Source organism: Corynebacterium guangdongense (genome assembly GCF_030408915.1).
In the GTDB taxonomy this organism is placed as follows: Bacteria; Actinomycetota; Actinomycetes; order Mycobacteriales; family Mycobacteriaceae; genus Corynebacterium; species Corynebacterium guangdongense.
Map to the genome: position 1 here is coordinate 967,630 of NZ_CP047654.1, position 15,363 is coordinate 982,992.

At 67.9% G+C, this 15,363-nt stretch carries 13 protein-coding genes; 8 read left to right on the forward strand and 5 right to left on the reverse strand.

Annotated elements, in window-relative coordinates; all coding sequences use genetic code 11:
• Window positions 1-163: 163 nt before the first annotated feature.
• Window positions 164-1,183: a class II fructose-bisphosphatase gene (gene glpX / locus CGUA_RS04655; protein WP_290197925.1), complete on the reverse strand. Its 1,020-nt coding sequence runs from the start codon at window positions 1,181-1,183 to the stop codon at window positions 164-166.
• Window positions 1,184-1,417: 234 nt separating this feature from the next.
• Here glpX and CGUA_RS04660 point away from each other — a divergent pair, with 234 nt between their 5' ends.
• Window positions 1,418-1,999 (forward strand): DUF4245 domain-containing protein, encoded by a 582-nt coding sequence (locus CGUA_RS04660; protein ID WP_290197926.1) that lies wholly within the window; start codon window positions 1,418-1,420, stop codon window positions 1,997-1,999.
• A 6-nt stretch (window positions 2,000-2,005) separates the two neighbouring features.
• On the opposite strand, the gene CGUA_RS04665 is transcribed toward CGUA_RS04660, so the two are convergent.
• Window positions 2,006-2,305 carry an exodeoxyribonuclease VII small subunit gene (locus CGUA_RS04665; RefSeq protein WP_290197927.1) on the reverse strand — a complete coding sequence of 100 codons (300 nt, stop codon included), beginning with the start codon at window positions 2,303-2,305 and terminating at the stop codon, window positions 2,006-2,008.
• A 35-nt stretch (window positions 2,306-2,340) separates the two neighbouring features.
• The gene (xseA, locus tag CGUA_RS04670; RefSeq protein ID WP_290197928.1) at window positions 2,341-3,627 is read right to left on the reverse strand and encodes an exodeoxyribonuclease VII large subunit; all 1,287 of its coding nucleotides are present in this window, start codon (window positions 3,625-3,627) and stop codon (window positions 2,341-2,343) included.
• A gap of 125 nt (window positions 3,628-3,752) precedes the next feature.
• On the opposite strand from xseA, the gene CGUA_RS04675 reads away from it, so the two are divergent.
• Window positions 3,753-4,721: a 4-hydroxy-3-methylbut-2-enyl diphosphate reductase gene (locus tag CGUA_RS04675; RefSeq protein ID WP_290197929.1), complete on the forward strand. Its 969-nt coding sequence runs from the start codon at window positions 3,753-3,755 to the stop codon at window positions 4,719-4,721.
• A gap of 67 nt (window positions 4,722-4,788) precedes the next feature.
• On the opposite strand, the gene CGUA_RS04680 is transcribed toward CGUA_RS04675, so the two are convergent.
• Together CGUA_RS04680 and CGUA_RS04685 are read right to left on the reverse strand one after the other, a co-directional pair.
• Complete coding sequence (locus tag CGUA_RS04680) at window positions 4,789-5,421, reverse strand: DUF6542 domain-containing protein (RefSeq protein WP_290197930.1); 633 nt, start codon at window positions 5,419-5,421, stop codon at window positions 4,789-4,791.
• Between the two features lie 433 nt (window positions 5,422-5,854).
• Window positions 5,855-7,348: an AI-2E family transporter gene (locus tag CGUA_RS04685; RefSeq protein ID WP_374725023.1), complete on the reverse strand. Its 1,494-nt coding sequence runs from the start codon at window positions 7,346-7,348 to the stop codon at window positions 5,855-5,857.
• 101 nt (window positions 7,349-7,449) lie between these two features.
• Here CGUA_RS04685 and ychF point away from each other — a divergent pair, with 101 nt between their 5' ends.
• The 6 genes from ychF to CGUA_RS04715 all read left to right on the forward strand — a co-directional run bounded on the left by ychF (window position 7,450) and on the right by CGUA_RS04715 (window position 15,347).
• Entirely contained in the window at window positions 7,450-8,535 is a 1,086-nt protein-coding gene (ychF, locus tag CGUA_RS04690) for a redox-regulated ATPase YchF (RefSeq protein WP_290197931.1), read from the forward strand.
• 185 nt (window positions 8,536-8,720) lie between these two features.
• Complete coding sequence (locus CGUA_RS04695; RefSeq protein WP_290197932.1) at window positions 8,721-9,161, forward strand: YtoQ family protein; 441 nt, start codon at window positions 8,721-8,723, stop codon at window positions 9,159-9,161.
• A 134-nt stretch (window positions 9,162-9,295) separates the two neighbouring features.
• Window positions 9,296-9,817, forward strand: a complete 522-nt coding sequence (locus CGUA_RS04700) for a 2'-5' RNA ligase family protein (RefSeq protein ID WP_290197933.1) — start codon at window positions 9,296-9,298, stop codon at window positions 9,815-9,817.
• Between the two features lie 270 nt (window positions 9,818-10,087).
• Entirely contained in the window at window positions 10,088-10,468 is a 381-nt protein-coding gene (locus CGUA_RS04705; protein ID WP_290197934.1) for a gamma-glutamyltransferase, read from the forward strand.
• Window positions 10,469-10,472: 4 nt separating this feature from the next.
• Entirely contained in the window at window positions 10,473-11,756 is a 1,284-nt protein-coding gene (locus CGUA_RS04710) for a gamma-glutamyltransferase (protein ID WP_290197935.1), read from the forward strand.
• A gap of 537 nt (window positions 11,757-12,293) precedes the next feature.
• Entirely contained in the window at window positions 12,294-15,347 is a 3,054-nt protein-coding gene (locus CGUA_RS04715) for a bifunctional diguanylate cyclase/phosphodiesterase (protein WP_290197936.1), read from the forward strand.
• Window positions 15,348-15,363 lie beyond the last annotated feature (16 nt).

Sequence of the window (15,363 nt, forward strand, 5' to 3'; positions counted from 1 at the left end):
GCGGATCTGTGCCTATGACGGTACCGAATTTCGGACGACCGGTACGCACGGGAGGCGTGAAAATGGGGGGACGGAGGGGGTGGCGGCCCCGGTGTCGAGGCAGACCGCCGGAACGCCCGAGTCCGGGGCGGGGCGGTTAACCGGGGCGCTGGCAGCGGTGCCGTCAGCGCTTGTTCGGATCGGAGTAGTCGACGGCGGAGTACTCCTGCAGCTTCTCCAGACGGTGGCGCGACTCCACGTGGCGGATGGTGCCGGACTTGGAGCGCATGACCAGCGAACGCGTGGTGGCGCCGTTGGCGCGGTAGGTCACGCCACGGAGCATGTCGCCGTTGGTGACGCCGGTGGCGGCGAAGTAGGTGTTGTCGGAGCGGACCAGGTCGTTGGTCAGCAGCACGCGGTTGAGGTCGTGGCCGGCGTTGCGCGCCTTGGCCGCCTCGGCGTCGTCGCGCGGGGCCAGGACGCCCTGGATCTCGCCGCCCATCGCCTTCATCGCGCAGGCGGTGATGATGCCCTCCGGTGTGCCGCCGATACCCATCATGAGGTCGACGGAGTTGGTGTTGGTGTCCTGCGCGGCGGCGACGGCGCCGGCGACGTCACCGTCGGAGATGAGGCGGACCTTGGCGCCGGCCTCGCGGATGTCCCGGATGAGGTCCACGTGGCGGGGGCGATCCAGGACCACCACGACGACTTCGTCGGTGTCAATGCCCTTGGCCTTGGCGACCACCTGGATGTTGTGGGCGACCGGGGCCTGGATGTCGATCAGGCCCGCGGCCTCCGGGCCGGTGGCGATCTTGTTCATGTAGAAGACCGCGGAGGGGTCGTACATCGAACCACGGTCGGCGGCGGCGATGACGGAGATGGCGTTGGGGCGGCCCTCGGCCATGAGGGTGGTGCCGTCGACCGGATCGACCGCGATGTCGACGTCCGGGCCATCCCCGGTTCCGACCTCTTCACCGTTGTAGAGCATCGGAGCTTCGTCCTTCTCACCCTCGCCGATGACGACCACGCCGCGCATGCTCACTGAGTTGATCAGCTGGCGCATGGCGTCGACGGCGGCGCCGTCACCCTCGTTCTTCTTGCCGCGGCCGACCCAACGGCCGGAAGCCAGGGCCGCCGCCTCGGTCACTCGGACGAGCTCCATCGCGAGGTTGCGATCCGGACGTTCAAACTTCTGCTCACTCATGTGGTTCCTGGCCTCCTGGCGCACTGCGGACAATCAAAACGGACGGGGCACAACCCGCCCGGACCCATTCTGGCACCTCACCCATGCCTCCGGCGGGCATATCGCACCCTTTTGAGGGTGGCGGGGGGTGGTTCCGGGGCAAATCACACAACCGCCACTTAATGATGTGATGAATTTGGGTGTGCCGTGCCCGGGATTGTCCGCACGAGCTGGGGACATGTCATACTGTGCGACGTGGCAAAAGAGAACAGACCCAGGATCTTTCAAGGCGGCCGGGACATGACCCTGTCGATGGTCTTCATCGTGGTTCTGATGCTGATCGTCGTCGTGCCGACCGGCCTGATCAACCTCAAGACCGGGGAGCCTGACCCGGGCACCGTGCGTGCCATCGACGAACAGGCATTTCTGGACCTGGAGGCTCGGGGCGCGGACTTCCCCATCGTCTCACCGGTCGCCCCGGCCGAGTGGACCGCCAACTCCGCCCGTCGCACGCAGGTGGACGGTGAGCCGGCCTCCGTCGTCGGCTGGGTCACCGAGGAGGAGGGCTACCTCCAGCTGACCCAGACCGGGGTCGGCGTCGAGGACGCGGTCCGGGGCGTGGACGCCTACCCGCGCGAGCTGTCGGGCACGGAGACAATCGAGGGCAGGGAAGTGCAGAAGTACGAGTCCACGGAGCGCGACGTCCGTGACCTCTGGGTCGCGGACACCGGCCAGACCCGCCTCCTCGTCAGCGGCGTCGCCACGGAGGAGGATTTCCGTCAGCTCATGGACGCGGCACTGAGCGCTGAGCCGATTGACGTCAGCGACTCCCGCTAGCCACGGTCAGAATTCGCCGCCGGCGCCGCCGTTTCCGCCGGCGCCGTCTTCCGGGGCGCGACTGCCGGCCAGGGCCTGCTCCACGCGACGCGCGGCGCCCGCGAGGTGATCCTCGCAGCGCTTGGCCAGCGCCTCCCCGCGCTCCCAGTACTTGAGGGACTCATCCAGTCCCATCTGGCCGAGTTCGAGGATCTTCACGGTCTCGATGAGCTCGTCGCGGGCCTGCTCGTAGCTGAGCTGCTCCACGGGCGGAAAGGCGTCCTCACGCACATCGCCGCTACCGAAGGTGTTGGGGTTGTCTGTCATCGTTGTCTACGTCCTTTGGTGATGGGTGTGGCTGGTTAATTGGCGGGCGTGGCGCCCATGCCGGCGGCGGTGATGGACCCGTCGGCGACGCGGATGCGCAGTTGGGAACCGGGCGGGGCCTGCTCGATCGAGGTGACGACCTCGGCCTCGGATCCGTCGCGGGGCTGGACCTGCACGACGGCGTAACCGCGGGCGAGGGTGGCCGACGGGCCGAGCGCGGCGACCTGGCCGCGCAGTCCGGCCACCCGCGACTGCTCGGCCATCAGCAGGTGCTGGATGTCGCGGCGGATGAGGCGAACGGCGTTGTCGACGTCCTCCCGGTGGCGCTGGATGGGGCGCATCGGATCCGCCAGCACCGGGCGCGAGCGCAGCTGCCGCAGCGAGGCGCGTTCGCGCTGGACCCACCCCCGCAAGGCGCCGGCCATGCGTGCGCGGGCGTCACTGATGCCCGCGAGCTCCTCGGCGGCGTCGGGCACCACCCGCTTGGCCGCGTCGGTCGGGGTGGCCGCCCGCAGGTCGGCCACGTTGTCCAGTACCGGGTTGTCGGGCTCGTGGCCGATCGCGGAGACCACCGGGGTCCGGGTCCGAGCCACCGCGCGCACGAGCGCCTCCTCAGAGAAGGGGAGCAGATCCTCGACCGAGCCGCCGCCGCGGGCGATGATGATGACGTCGACGGTGGGGTCGGCGTCCAGCGCCTCGAGCGCGGCGACCACCTCCGGGACGGTGCGCACGCCCTGGACGGCGGTGTTGATGATGCGGAAGTCCACCTGCGGCCAGCGGCCCTGGGCGACGGAGAGGACGTCGCGCTGGGCGGCGGAGTCCCGGCCGGTGATCAGGCCGACCCGGTTGGGCAGCACCGGCAGGCGCTGCTTGCGGGAGGCGTCGAAAAGCCCCTCGGCGGCGAGCCGTTGGCGCAGCTGCTCGATGCGGGCGAGCAGGTCACCGATGCCGACGTGCCGGATGTCGGTGACCGTCAGGGAGAAGGTGCCCTTCTTCTCGTAGTAGTTCGCCTTGCCCAGGACGACGACGCGGTCGCCCTCCTTGATCGGGGCGCTGGCGGCGTTGAGCAGCGTAACGTCCGCCCGGACGGAGACGGAGGAGTCCTGTTCCACGTCACGTAGCGTCAGGTAGGCGGCCGACCAGCGCGGGCTGGTCTTGAGCTGGATGATCTGGCCCTCGATCCACAGCCAGCCGAGCCGGTCGATCCAGCGCTGGACGGATGTGTTGAACTTCGCGACCGGCCAGGCCGTCTCCGCGGTGTTGTTGGCCGGATTGCGCTCCGGGGTGCTGTCTGGGTTGGCGGGTGACGCGGATGCGGTCACGTGGGCTCCACCTCTCTGTCGGGCTGGTCAGGTCGGGCGAAAAAACCAGTAATAATTTGTGTTAAATCGCTGGACTGGAGATACCAGTCTATTATCTTGGACTCCTTTGGGTTACCCTGGGTTCCATGACTGTTGGAGAGAAGAAGGTTCTGCTGGCCGCGCCCCGCGGCTACTGCGCTGGCGTGGACCGCGCTGTCGAGACGGTGGAGAAGGCCGTCGAGAAGTACGGTACCCCGGTGTACGTGCGTAAGGAGATTGTTCACAACCGCTACGTGGTGGAGTCCCTCCAGGAGAAGGGCGTCATCTTCGTTGATGAGGCCGATGAGGTTCCGGAGGGCGCACACCTGGTGTTCTCCGCGCACGGTGTGTCCCCGGCGGTGCGTGAGCTGGCGATCAACCGCAACCTGCAGACCATTGACGCGACCTGTCCGCTGGTGACCAAGGTGCACCGGGAGGCCGTCCGCTTCGACCGAGACGGCCACCACATCCTGCTCATCGGCCACCACGGCCACGAGGAGGTCGAGGGCACCTACGGTGAGGCCCCGGAGGTCACCCACATCGTCGACAACCTCGATGAGGTCGACGACCTGCCGGAGTGGCTGCAGAACGAGAAGCTGGTCTGGCTGTCCCAGACCACGCTGTCGGTGACCGAGACGATGCAGATCGTCAACAAGCTCAAGGAACGCTTCCCGCATCTGCAGGATCCGCCGAGCGAGGACATCTGCTACGCCACCACCAACCGTCAGTTCGCAGTGCGCGAGATTGCCCCGGACGCCGACTTGGTCATCGTCGTCGGCTCCCAGAACTCCTCGAACTCCAAGCGCTTGGTCGAGGTCGCCCTGGAGTTCGGCGCCAGGGATTCCCACCTGGTCGACTTCGCCTCCCAGATCGACGAGGCCTGGCTCGAGGGCGTCCGCACCGTCGGCGTCACCTCCGGCGCCTCGGTCCCGGAAATCCTCGTCAAGGACGTGCTCGAGTGGTTGGCCGCCCGCGGCTACGATGACGTCACCTCGGTGACCACGACCACCGAGTCCACGATCTTCTCCCTCCCGCGCGAGCTGCGTCCGGCCCGCACCCAGCCGGCCCGGGCCTAAGGGAAGCCAAACACCCCGGGCGCGGTCTTCACGAAGGAAGGCCGCGCCCGGGGTGTCATCTTCGGGGTCAGCGGCCGGGGAGATCCCGCCCGTCCCGGCCGCGGTTGCGCTCCATCAGCTCCTGGACCGTGATGCGCTCCTCGCCCTCCCGAATCCGCCGGCTCGGGCGGGCGGTGCGGGCGCGGGCGCTGGCGTAGTGGTCGCGGTTTTCGCGTTCGGCCTCGACGGCCCGTCGGCGCCGCTCCCGCTCCAGGTTTTCCGCGTGGCGGGCGGCCCGCCGCAGCAGCCACAGCCGGAGCGCGCCGATGAGGACACAGGCCGCGGTCGCCCAGAACAGCCAGGGGAAATATTGCGTCAGCGGGTAGATCGACGTGATGATCGCGGTCGTGGAGAAAGGATCGGAGCCCTCCGCCGACTGGCTCTGCGTCACCAGCCAGGACGCCAGCACCGTGAAGCCGACGAAGAGGATCGGGCCGGAGGCGATCGTGAGGAACAGCCCACGGGCCTCGACGAGCAGGGTGGCCACCACCGCGGCGACGGCGAAGGACAGCAGGAACGGCAGGCCGATGGCCTGGCCGTTGAGGCTGATGAGCAGACCGGTGATCAGTGCCGCCCCGAAGATCGCGAGCGCCGACCACACGGGAAGACCGGTGAACCGGTTCTGCTGATGGCGATGGGATCGCGACTGAACGTATGACACAGACGGCATTCTAACCCCTCGCCGTCACCCCCGACCAGTCATGTCCCTGCCGTCACTCGTTCCGGCGGTCCCGCCCGAGTTCCAGGCGGCGTGGTGGGGAGGGCAGGGGACGGGCGTGCTCCTCGGCCACTGTTGGTCGGTCCGGGCGGCGACCTCCATGTCGGCGAGGCGCTGCGCCGCGACCATGATGCGCGAGTCCATGGAGGAGATCGTGGCGTTTCGGGCGCCGCGACCACGTTGCGCTCGACGACGACTTCACGCAGCTCCGGGCCCATTGAGAGCGCCGCGTCGAGGAAGGGGTCGGCCGCCATGAAGCACCCGACGAACTCTGGAGTGGGGGAGAAGACGTCGAGAAAGGCGGAGAGCGGAAACCCTGGAACAGAAGAAAAGAACTCAAGTGGCTCAGTGTTCCGCCCGCCGCCGACAGGGCGCGCTAGCGAAACCGCCTGCCCCCGATGATCCGTTCGACGGAATCCCGCCCGGCCTGGACGACCCGGCGGACGCGGCGGCCGCCGGGACGTCGGGAAGCGTCCTGGCCCGGTTTGTCTGTGGGGGCCCGGCCCTCACCGGTGAGGACGGCGGCGAAGGCGTCGGCGGAGTCCCCGGTGGCGGAGAACTCCCGTTCGGCCTCCGCGTAGAAGGCGCTGTCCTCGCGCCACTGGCGGCGCAGCTCGCGACCCCGCTCCTCGTTGACCTTGCCCGTCGCCCGGCCCTCCGGGGTGAAGAAGTCGATGTCGGCGGCGTTGCGCTCTCCGGTCTGCAGCATGGTGATGTCCATGATGTAGCGGAACGCGACGGCGAGGGTGGCGGCGGCGGGCACCGCGAGGAAGGCGCCGACGATGCCGAACAGGCCGCCGCCGACGACGACGGAAATCAGGACGATGACCGGGTGGAGGTTCATCGCCCGGGACTGCAGCAACGGGGAGAGGATGTTGCCTTCGAGCTGCTGGACCAGTAGCACGACGCCGAGCGCGAGCACGGCGGTCGTCACGCCCTGTGACACCAGGGCGATGAGCACCGCCAGGGCACCGGCGGAGAACGCCCCGATATAAGGGATGAAGCCCGCGATGAAGGTGATGATGCCCAGGGTGAAGGCCATCGGCACGTCGAGAAGCCAGAGTCCGAGCGCGATGAAGAACGCGTCGACGGCGGAGACGATGGCCTGGGCGCGGACGTATCCGCCCAGCGTGTCCCAGGACCGGGTCAGCAGCTCCGTGGCGTGCCAGCCGGCGCGGCGGCCCATGACGGAGCGCAACCAGGGCAGGAACCGGTGGCCGTCCTTGAGGAAGAAGACCACCAGCACCAGCACCATGAACAACGTGATGACCAGGCTGGTCGCGGTGGAGATGCCGGAGAACACCGTGCCGGCGATCGCCTCGCTCTCCCCCTGGATCCAGGAGGCCACGTCGTTGACGACCTGGTTGACGTCCTCGCTGTTGAGGTTGAGCGGCGGCCCCTGCGACCACAGCTGCAGGCGTTGGATCCCCTCCAGCGCCTGCAGGTAGAGCACCTGCGACTGCCGGGCGATGTCCGGGGCGATGATCGCGATGACGGCGCCGAACACGCCGAAGAACAGCAGCACGGAGATGATCGCGGCCAGGGCGCTGGGCAGGCCGCGGCGACGCATCCACGTCGTCGGCCCGGCCAGGACGGTGCAGACGATCAGCGCCAGGACCATCGGCAGAATGCCGGCCCAGAACTGTTTGAGTCCGAACCAGAGGGCGTAGGCGGCGACGGCGATGATGAGGAGGCGCAGCGCCCAGAGCGCGACCTGCTTCAGCCACGAACCGATGACGATGGAACGGTCGATGCGGTCGTGGACCGGGTCGTCGTTGTGCAGCGCGGCGAGCTCCTCGCGGGAGAGCTCCTCCTCGTCCGCGGCACCTCCGGCGGCCGGGGACTGACTGTCGGATGGCTTCGTACTCACGATTCCCCATCTTGCCCTATTCCCGGCGGGGCCGAGGGGACGGGCGGGTCCGGCACCCCGGACCACGGGTTCCGGGGCCGGGTGGACTAGAATCGGTGCGCGTGAGCCTTACTCTTGGAATTGTCGGCCTGCCCAACGTTGGCAAGTCCACGCTTTTTAACGCCCTTACCCGTAACGACGTGCTGGCCGCGAACTACCCCTTCGCCACCATCGAGCCGAACGTCGGCCTCGTCGAACTGCCGGACGATCGTCTCCACCGCCTGGCGGAGATCTTCGGGTCCGAGCGCATCCTCCCGGCCACGGTGTCCTTCGTCGACATCGCCGGCATCGTCAAGGGCGCGTCCGAGGGGGAGGGGATGGGCAACGCCTTCCTCGCCAACATCCGGGAGGCGGACGCCATCTGCCAGGTCGTGCGCGCCTTCGCCGACGAGAACGTCATCCACGTCGACGGCCGCGTCGACCCGCAGGCCGACATCGACACCATCAACGCCGAGCTGATCCTCGCTGACCTCCAGACCATCGAGAAGGCGCTGCCGCGGCTGGAGAAGGAGTCCCGCAAGGACAAGGAACTCGTTGAGGTCGTCGAGGAGGCCAAGAAGGCGCAGGCGCTGCTGGAGGAGTCCCGCACCCTTTTCGCCGCGTCCAAGTCGGGCGACATCGACCTCGCTCTGCTGCGCGACCTGCACCTGATGACCGCGAAGCCTTTCCTCTACGTCTTCAACTCCGACGAAGCCGTGCTCACCGATGACGCCAAGAAGGACGAGCTGCGCGCCCTGGTCGCTCCGGCCGACGCCGTCTTCCTCGACGCCCAGACCGAGACCGACCTGCTCGAGCTTGACGACGAGGAGGCCGCCGAGCTGCTGGAGTCCGTCGGACAGTTCGAGCCGGGCCTGCAGACCCTGGCCAAGGCCGGCTTCAGCACGCTCGGTCTGCAGACCTACCTCACCGCCGGTCCGAAGGAGGCCCGCGCCTGGACCATCCGTCAGGGTGACACGGCCCCCAAGGCCGCCGGCGTGATCCACACCGACTTCGAGAAGGGCTTCATCAAGGCCGAGATCGTCTCCTTCGAGGATCTCGACGCAGCAGGCTCCATGGCCGAGGCCCGCGCCCAGGGCAAGGTCCGCCAGGAGGGCAAGGAATACGTCATGGCCGACGGCGACGTGGTCGAATTCAAGTTCAACGTGTAGTTCCAGGATGTTCCGGCGCGCCACTCCGAAGAGTGGCGCGCCGGTCTTCTTTCCCGGGTCGGCTACGTCGGCCTCCGGAAAGGCCCTGGCTCCGGGATCGGTGATTCATTAGGGTGGGGCACACCCGAGGGCAGCGCAGCTCTGCCAGACCCCGAATCCCAGACCCCGAACAGGAGTTTCCAACAATGAGTTTCACTGTCTATCTTTCCGGTGAAATCCACACCGACTGGCGTGCGGAGATCCAGCGGGGCGCCGAAGCCGCCGGGCTCGACGTCGTCTTCACCGCCCCGGTCACCGACCATCCGGCCAGCGACGCCGCCGGCGACCACCTGGGTGAGACTCCCAGCCAGTTCTGGCGTGACCACCAGTCCGCCAAGGTCAACGCGATCCGCACCCGCACCCTGATTGAGAAGGCCGACTTCGTCGTCGTGCGTTTCGGCGACCAGTACAAGCAGTGGAACGCCGCCTTCGACGCCGGTTACTGCGCCGCGCTGGGAAAGCCCTACGTGACACTCCACGACGAGAGCACCGTCCACGCGCTCAAGGAGGTCGACGCGGCGGCCCAGGGCTGGTGCACGAGCACCGACCAGGTCGTCGACACCCTCAAATACGTGCTCATGGCCTGACCCCGCCGCCCTGCGCCGCCACCTCCGCGTCGGGCCCCGGCCACGACCGGGCGTCCACCGACACCGGTCCTGCGCCCCGGCGCGTTAATCTCAAGGGGTGACGCTCCGGATCGTCAGTGGAGGACCCCGAAATCATGGCATCGCCCGACAACATCCTGTTGTACCTGCCCGCGGAGGAGGAACGCCGGGTGCGCGAGGTCTTCACCCGGTTGGCGGCCCGAGGCTTTCCGACGCAGCACCAGACGCCCCACATCACCGTGACCTTCTCCCCGCGCATGGCCGACGCCGTCGTCGAGCTCGCCGCCGAGACGCTGCCCCCGCTGATTCCGGCGACCTTCGAGCGGGTCGGCACCGTCATCTTCGGAACCCGGCGAAAGCAGACCGTCGCCTGGCTGCTGGAAGCTTCCGACGAACTGGAAATCGCGGCCCGGGAGATCAGCGCCCTCAACCCGGACGGTCGTGGCCCCCGGTGGACGCCGCACCTGACCATGGGGCTGCGCCTGCCCCGGGAGATCGTGCCGGACTACCTCCGGGCGCTGGATGAATTGTCCCCGCCCGGGCTCAGACGAATCACCGCGGCCACGGCCGCGTTCTGGCGACCACGGACCGGGCAGCTGCGGGTGCTCACCGGTGAGGCGCCGGTACGGCAGCGGTGATGCGGGGGCTCCCTCCTTCAACGTTCGTTCCCCGCCTGGAGGCGCTCTTCTCGTCGGTGGTCCTCGGGCGAGACAACCGCCGTCCTGGCGGTAGAGGGGAAGCACGAATCGAGACGGTCGTCGCCACCGGTGGGTCGGCCGGTGGCGAGCCCCCGGCTCACCGTGGCGTGATCGTGGGTCAGCCGTGAACGGGCTGCGGGGGCCGCGCCGATGTGCGTACTGTGTTTCCTAATCCGCATTCGTGCCCCGAGAAAGGTCGAAGCCTCGCTGTTGCAGAGCCTGATTCGCCCACGCCCCCTCCGACTGTTTGCTCTCACCGCCACGACATCCCTCGCCCTGGCCTCCTGCGCGCCGTCCGCGGATTCTCCCGCCCCGGACGAACCCGCCCCCGCCCCCGCCGCCTCGTCGGTGGCCGGGGAGCCACGGAACCCTGCGCCCGACACCCCCTCAGTCAAGGAACCCGCACTGACCCAGGCGGGCGTCAGCGCCGGACACCCGCTCGCCGTCCAGATCGGCGAGCAGGTCCTCATCGACGGGGGCAATGCCGTCGACGCCGCCATTGCCGTCGCCATCGCCCAGTCGGTGGTGGAACCGCCGACCTCCGGCCTGGGCGGCGGTGGCTCAGCCATCGTGGCCTCCCTGGGGGGGTGAGCCCGTGTTCCACGACTACCGCGAGGTCGTCAACAACGCCGGGGTCATCCCGTCGACCGACACCGGCATCCCCGGCTTCGTCGCCGGAATGGGCGGTCTGCACGAGGAGTACGGCGAGCTGGACTGGGCCCGCCTCGTCCGCCCCTCCGCCGAGCTGGCCGCCGCCGGATTCCCCGTCTCGTCCTACCTCGCGAACCGGCTCTCCGCCGCGGCCGGGACGGCGGCGTTGGCATCCTCACCCGACTTCGCCCCGGACGGGCGGCCGCTCGGCGAGGGGGACCGGCTGGTGCAGCCCGAGCTCGCGGGCACGCTGAACCGGCTGGCCGACGCAGGTTGGCGGGACTTCTACACCGGAGACCTGGCGCAGTCCCTGTCCGTGCAGGCCGAGGGCGTGGACCTCGAGTCACTGGCGAGCTACACGCCCACGAAATCGACACCGGTCAGCGGCCGCGTCGGCGAGTACGAGGTGGTCTCGGCGGCGCCCGCCCTGCCAGGCGTGGCGCTAATAGGCATGCTGCAGGAGGCGGAGGCTGGGGGGATCGCGCACATGGATCCTGATTCGGCGGAATACGTCGACACACTGTCCCGGGCGTGGCTGGATGCTGAACAGACCATCCTCACCAGGCTCGGAGATCCGGCCTTCGTCGACCTGGATCTGGCGGCGCAGGACGATGCCGAGGATGAGGGGGCGCTCCCGCCGGCGGCAGGCGCGGGCGCCGACAGCACCGCCAACACCACGCACGTCAGCGTCGTCGACGCCGAGGGGATGACCGTGTCGATGACGAACACGATCCTCAACTTCTGGGGATCCGGGCAAATGGTCGACGGGTACTTCCTCAATAACCATCTCTACCGGTTCACCAGCATCCCCTCCGCAGCGAACAGCCCCGCGCCGGGTAAGCGCCCGGTGACCTGGTCCAACCCCACCATGGTTCTCGACCCGGTGTCCGGGGCGCCTGTGCTGCCGATCGGCAGCCCCGGTGGCCCGCAGATTCTCAACATCGAGGGCACTGTCCTCGTCCAGTGGCTCCTGCAGGACCGTGCTCTCCAGGACGCCATCAACACACCGCGCTTCCGGGCCTCGGGCAACCATCTCTACCTCGAGGAAACGACGTCCCCGGAATTGCGCCGACAGTTGGAGGAGATGGGCTGGACCACCGAGATCTGGCCCCAGTCGCGGGATCCCTTCGGCTCGGTCCAGGCGCTGGAGATCGATCACGAGTCCGGCACCGTCACGGGCGCGGACGATGCCCGCCGCAACGGCGCCCACGCCATCATCACTCGGTGATCCAGCGGGGCGTCAAGGAGGGCCGACACCTCGTGGTTCCGTCACCACCTGAGGCCGGGCATGGCAGCGGTGCGTCGCCAGTGCCCCGGCGGTGAGGTCGGCAGACGGGAACTAGCGCGCGGGAGTGCCAGCGGAGGACCTGAGAACCCGGTCTCGCTCGAGGATGCCCTGTTCTGCCTGCCCGTGGAGGAGACTCGGCCGGTGGGTGAGGCGCTCACGCGGTTGGCGGCCGGGGGTTTGCCGACGAAGAACTAAAATTCCCCACGTCACCGCCATGCCCGCCTTGCCAGAGCACAGCCACGACAAGTTGTTGACGGGGTCCGAGGAGCCGGGGCCGCACACCCCAGCTGCGGGCGGCTTGTCCGCTGAGCCCGCCTCGGGTTCCTGGGATGGAGTGCCTGCGAATCCACAGATCGCGAGGTAATCTCATCGGTATCGGCCAAACTGTGGGAAACCTGTCGAAGACCTGTTCGTTCAACAATCTCGATGGGCTCCGTGCGGGGGTTCCGGCCGCTCATGCGAAAGGTGTGGTCACCCATGGTCACCAGCTCTCCACTGGTCGCGGCCCTCAGTCCGTCGGGCGTGGCTGACCCGCCGCCCGGCCGGGCATGGACCCGGCACGTTCTATTCGCCCTCGTCTATCTCGGCGCGGTTCTCGCGTCGAAGTACTTCCGATACGCGGACACCGAGATCGCCATCGCCTGGCCCTCCGTCGGCGTCGCAGCCTGGTGGGCGATCAACTGTCGAAGTCGCCGGGGACTGGCCCTAGTCGCGGCGGTCGTTTTCGTCGTGCAGGTGGTGGGCCTGGGAGTGGTCGAAGGTCGGCCGCTTCTGAGCGCCGTCCTCGGCGGTGCGGCCAATATTCTGGCCGGTCCCGCGGTCGCGCCCGCGATTATTCTGCTCGATCGCCTGCTTCCCGTCAGGACCAGCGAGAACGGCGGCATCCGCCAGCTCGACGGGCAGGTACGTGTCACGCGGCCACGCGACGTCTATCTCCTGCTGCTGGCGAGCCTTATGATGGTGTCGCTGTCCAAGCTGCTGATCCTCGTGGCTATCGACCATGCCGGCCACGCCGTGTCGGTGACGCTTTACACCGGCCTTGTCCTGCGGGATCTCGCCGGGATCATCCTCGTCGCCGGAATCGGTCTGGCGCTGTGCGAACTGGCCAACCACTGGTTCACCCGTCGCGACGTCCTGGAAAGCCTGGCCGTGGTCGCGTCCACGGCCGTATTGCTGGCGTTTATTTTCGGCCCAGGGGAGAACCTGCCGATCGTGTACGTGGCGCTCCTGCCGTTGTACTGGAGCGCCACCCGGCTGCCGGTGCCGTTGGCGACCCTGCACGCGGTGTTTACCTCACTCCTGGCGACGGCCCTCGCCTACTGGGTCGGGCCAGGGCCCTTTGGCTTTACCGCTGACACGACCATCGAACAGGCGTCGGCGGCCCAGCTGTTCATTCTCATTTGTCTCCTCCTGTCCCTGATCGTGTCGACGACCGTTCAGCAGGGGGAATTGTTCGTGTCAGAACTGCAGACCGTCACGTCGACGATCCCGGATGCGCTGCTCGTCGTCGACAAGGCAGGCAAGGCTACCCCGGTCAATGCGAGGGCCCGGGACGTTGTCGGCGCTCACGGGGACGAGACATTCATGGTTCGCCCCCTCCGGATGGTTGACGGCCCACCCTTGACCTGGGACACCCGCCCTGCGGGTCGGGCGCTGCGGGGGGAGGAGATCCGGAAGATGCTGGTGGAGTTTGAGGAAGGGGCGCGCAGCGGAGCGGACCGGCGCATCTATTCGGTCAGCGCATCCCCACTCTTTCTTCCCTATCACGCCGAGCCGGAACTCGCCCTGCTCGTCTACGACGACAGCACAGAGGCGTACCTGTCCATGCAGCGACTCGAGCGCGCCCACGACGAAGCGCGGCTGCTCTTTGAACACGCCCCGCAGGGCATCGCCACCCTCGACGCTTCGGGCGCGATTCTGGAGGCCAACGAAGCGCTGGCGGAATTGATCGGCGTCCCGGTCGACCAGATGGCGGGCCAGCGCCTCGATGATTTCAGCGTCGACGGAAATCTGTGCCAGGAGATTGTGTCGGCGATGGAGGAGCCCGGAGTGTCCGTTCAGGCCGACCGTTGTCTCCGCTCGCCCAGCGGGGAGGAGAAAAGCGTGGTGATGTCCTTCCGCTCGATGGCGGAGGACATGAACTTGGCGACGAGAGTTCTGGTCAACGTCGTCGATGTGACCCTACGACAGGAACTCCAGGAACTCGTCCTGCACATGGCCGACCATGATGACCTGACGGGCGTGAAGAACCGTCGTCGCCTTGAGCACGATCTCGCGGTAATCCTCAGCGACGCCGCCCCCGGGACGGGCCATGGGGCATTGCTCATGATTGACCTCGACAACTTCAAGAGAGTCAACGACGTGCTCGGCCACCATGTGGGCGATGAAATCCTGGTGGAAGTCGCCGAGGTCCTCGAGGAGTCGGTGGCGGGCGCCGGTTCCGTGGCGCGGCTGGGCGGCGACGAGTTCGTCGTCGTTCTCCCTGACGCCTCCCGCGCCGACGCCGTGGACTTCAGCTCGCAGATCGTGGCGGCCGTGAACCGACGTTTCGAGAACCGGCCGGCGGTGGTGTGTGACGTCACCGCCAGCGCGGGCGTCGTGACCTTCGACGAGGCCGAGCAACGCGGAGTCGACCCGCTCATCCTCGCTGACCAGCGACTCTACGAAGCCAAGCGGAAAGGGCGCAACCGCTCCGTCGGCGGCCAGAGCGGGGACGACCCCCACCAGCTGGTGGAGACGCCCCTGCATCGGGAGCAGATCGAGCGAATCCTGGCGAGCTCGGCGTTGTCCCTCGAGCTGCAGCCCATCCTGGAGGTGGCTTCGGGGCGGGTCGTGCTCGCGGAGGGACTGGTCCGGGTGGCCCCCGCCGAACGCGTCATTCCGACCGGGGAATTCGTGCGGGCCGTGGAGTACGCGGGCCTGGGATCACGGCTCGACTCCTGGGTGATGAAGGAGGGAATCGGACTGCTGCCCGGGCTGCAGCGGCACCGACCCGAGTTCCGGCTCACGCTCAACATCTCCGCCCAGTCGATGGGGTCGGGGGAGGTGGCCGGCGCCATCATCGGGGCGTTGACGGACCATCAGGTGCCTCCGGGATCACTGGTCATTGAGCTGACCGAGTCCTCACCCGTCACGGACTTTCCGGCGGCCCGTGCTTTCCAACGTCGGCTGCGGGATCATGGGGTGCTGTGGGCGATCGACGATTTCGGGGCAGGCAACGACCCCTACCGCACCCTGCGGCAGCTGGACTTCGACCTGGTGAAGATTGACGGACAGTTCGTGCAGGGTGCGCTCTCCGATGATCTGGACCGGGGGATCGTCTCCACGATCACGCAGCTGGCGCACTCCCAGGGGATGGAAACCGTGGCGGAATTCGTGTCTGATGAGCGGATACTTCAGCAGGTGAAGCAGCTCGGAATTACCTATGCCCAGGGGTATCACATTGGGGCGTCACTTCCGCCGCCTGAGTTCGCCGCGGTCCATCTCGCGGACGTGGTCCCGAGCGCCGTCTATGTCGGTGGAGAATCATGAAGAATACTGGAAAAAC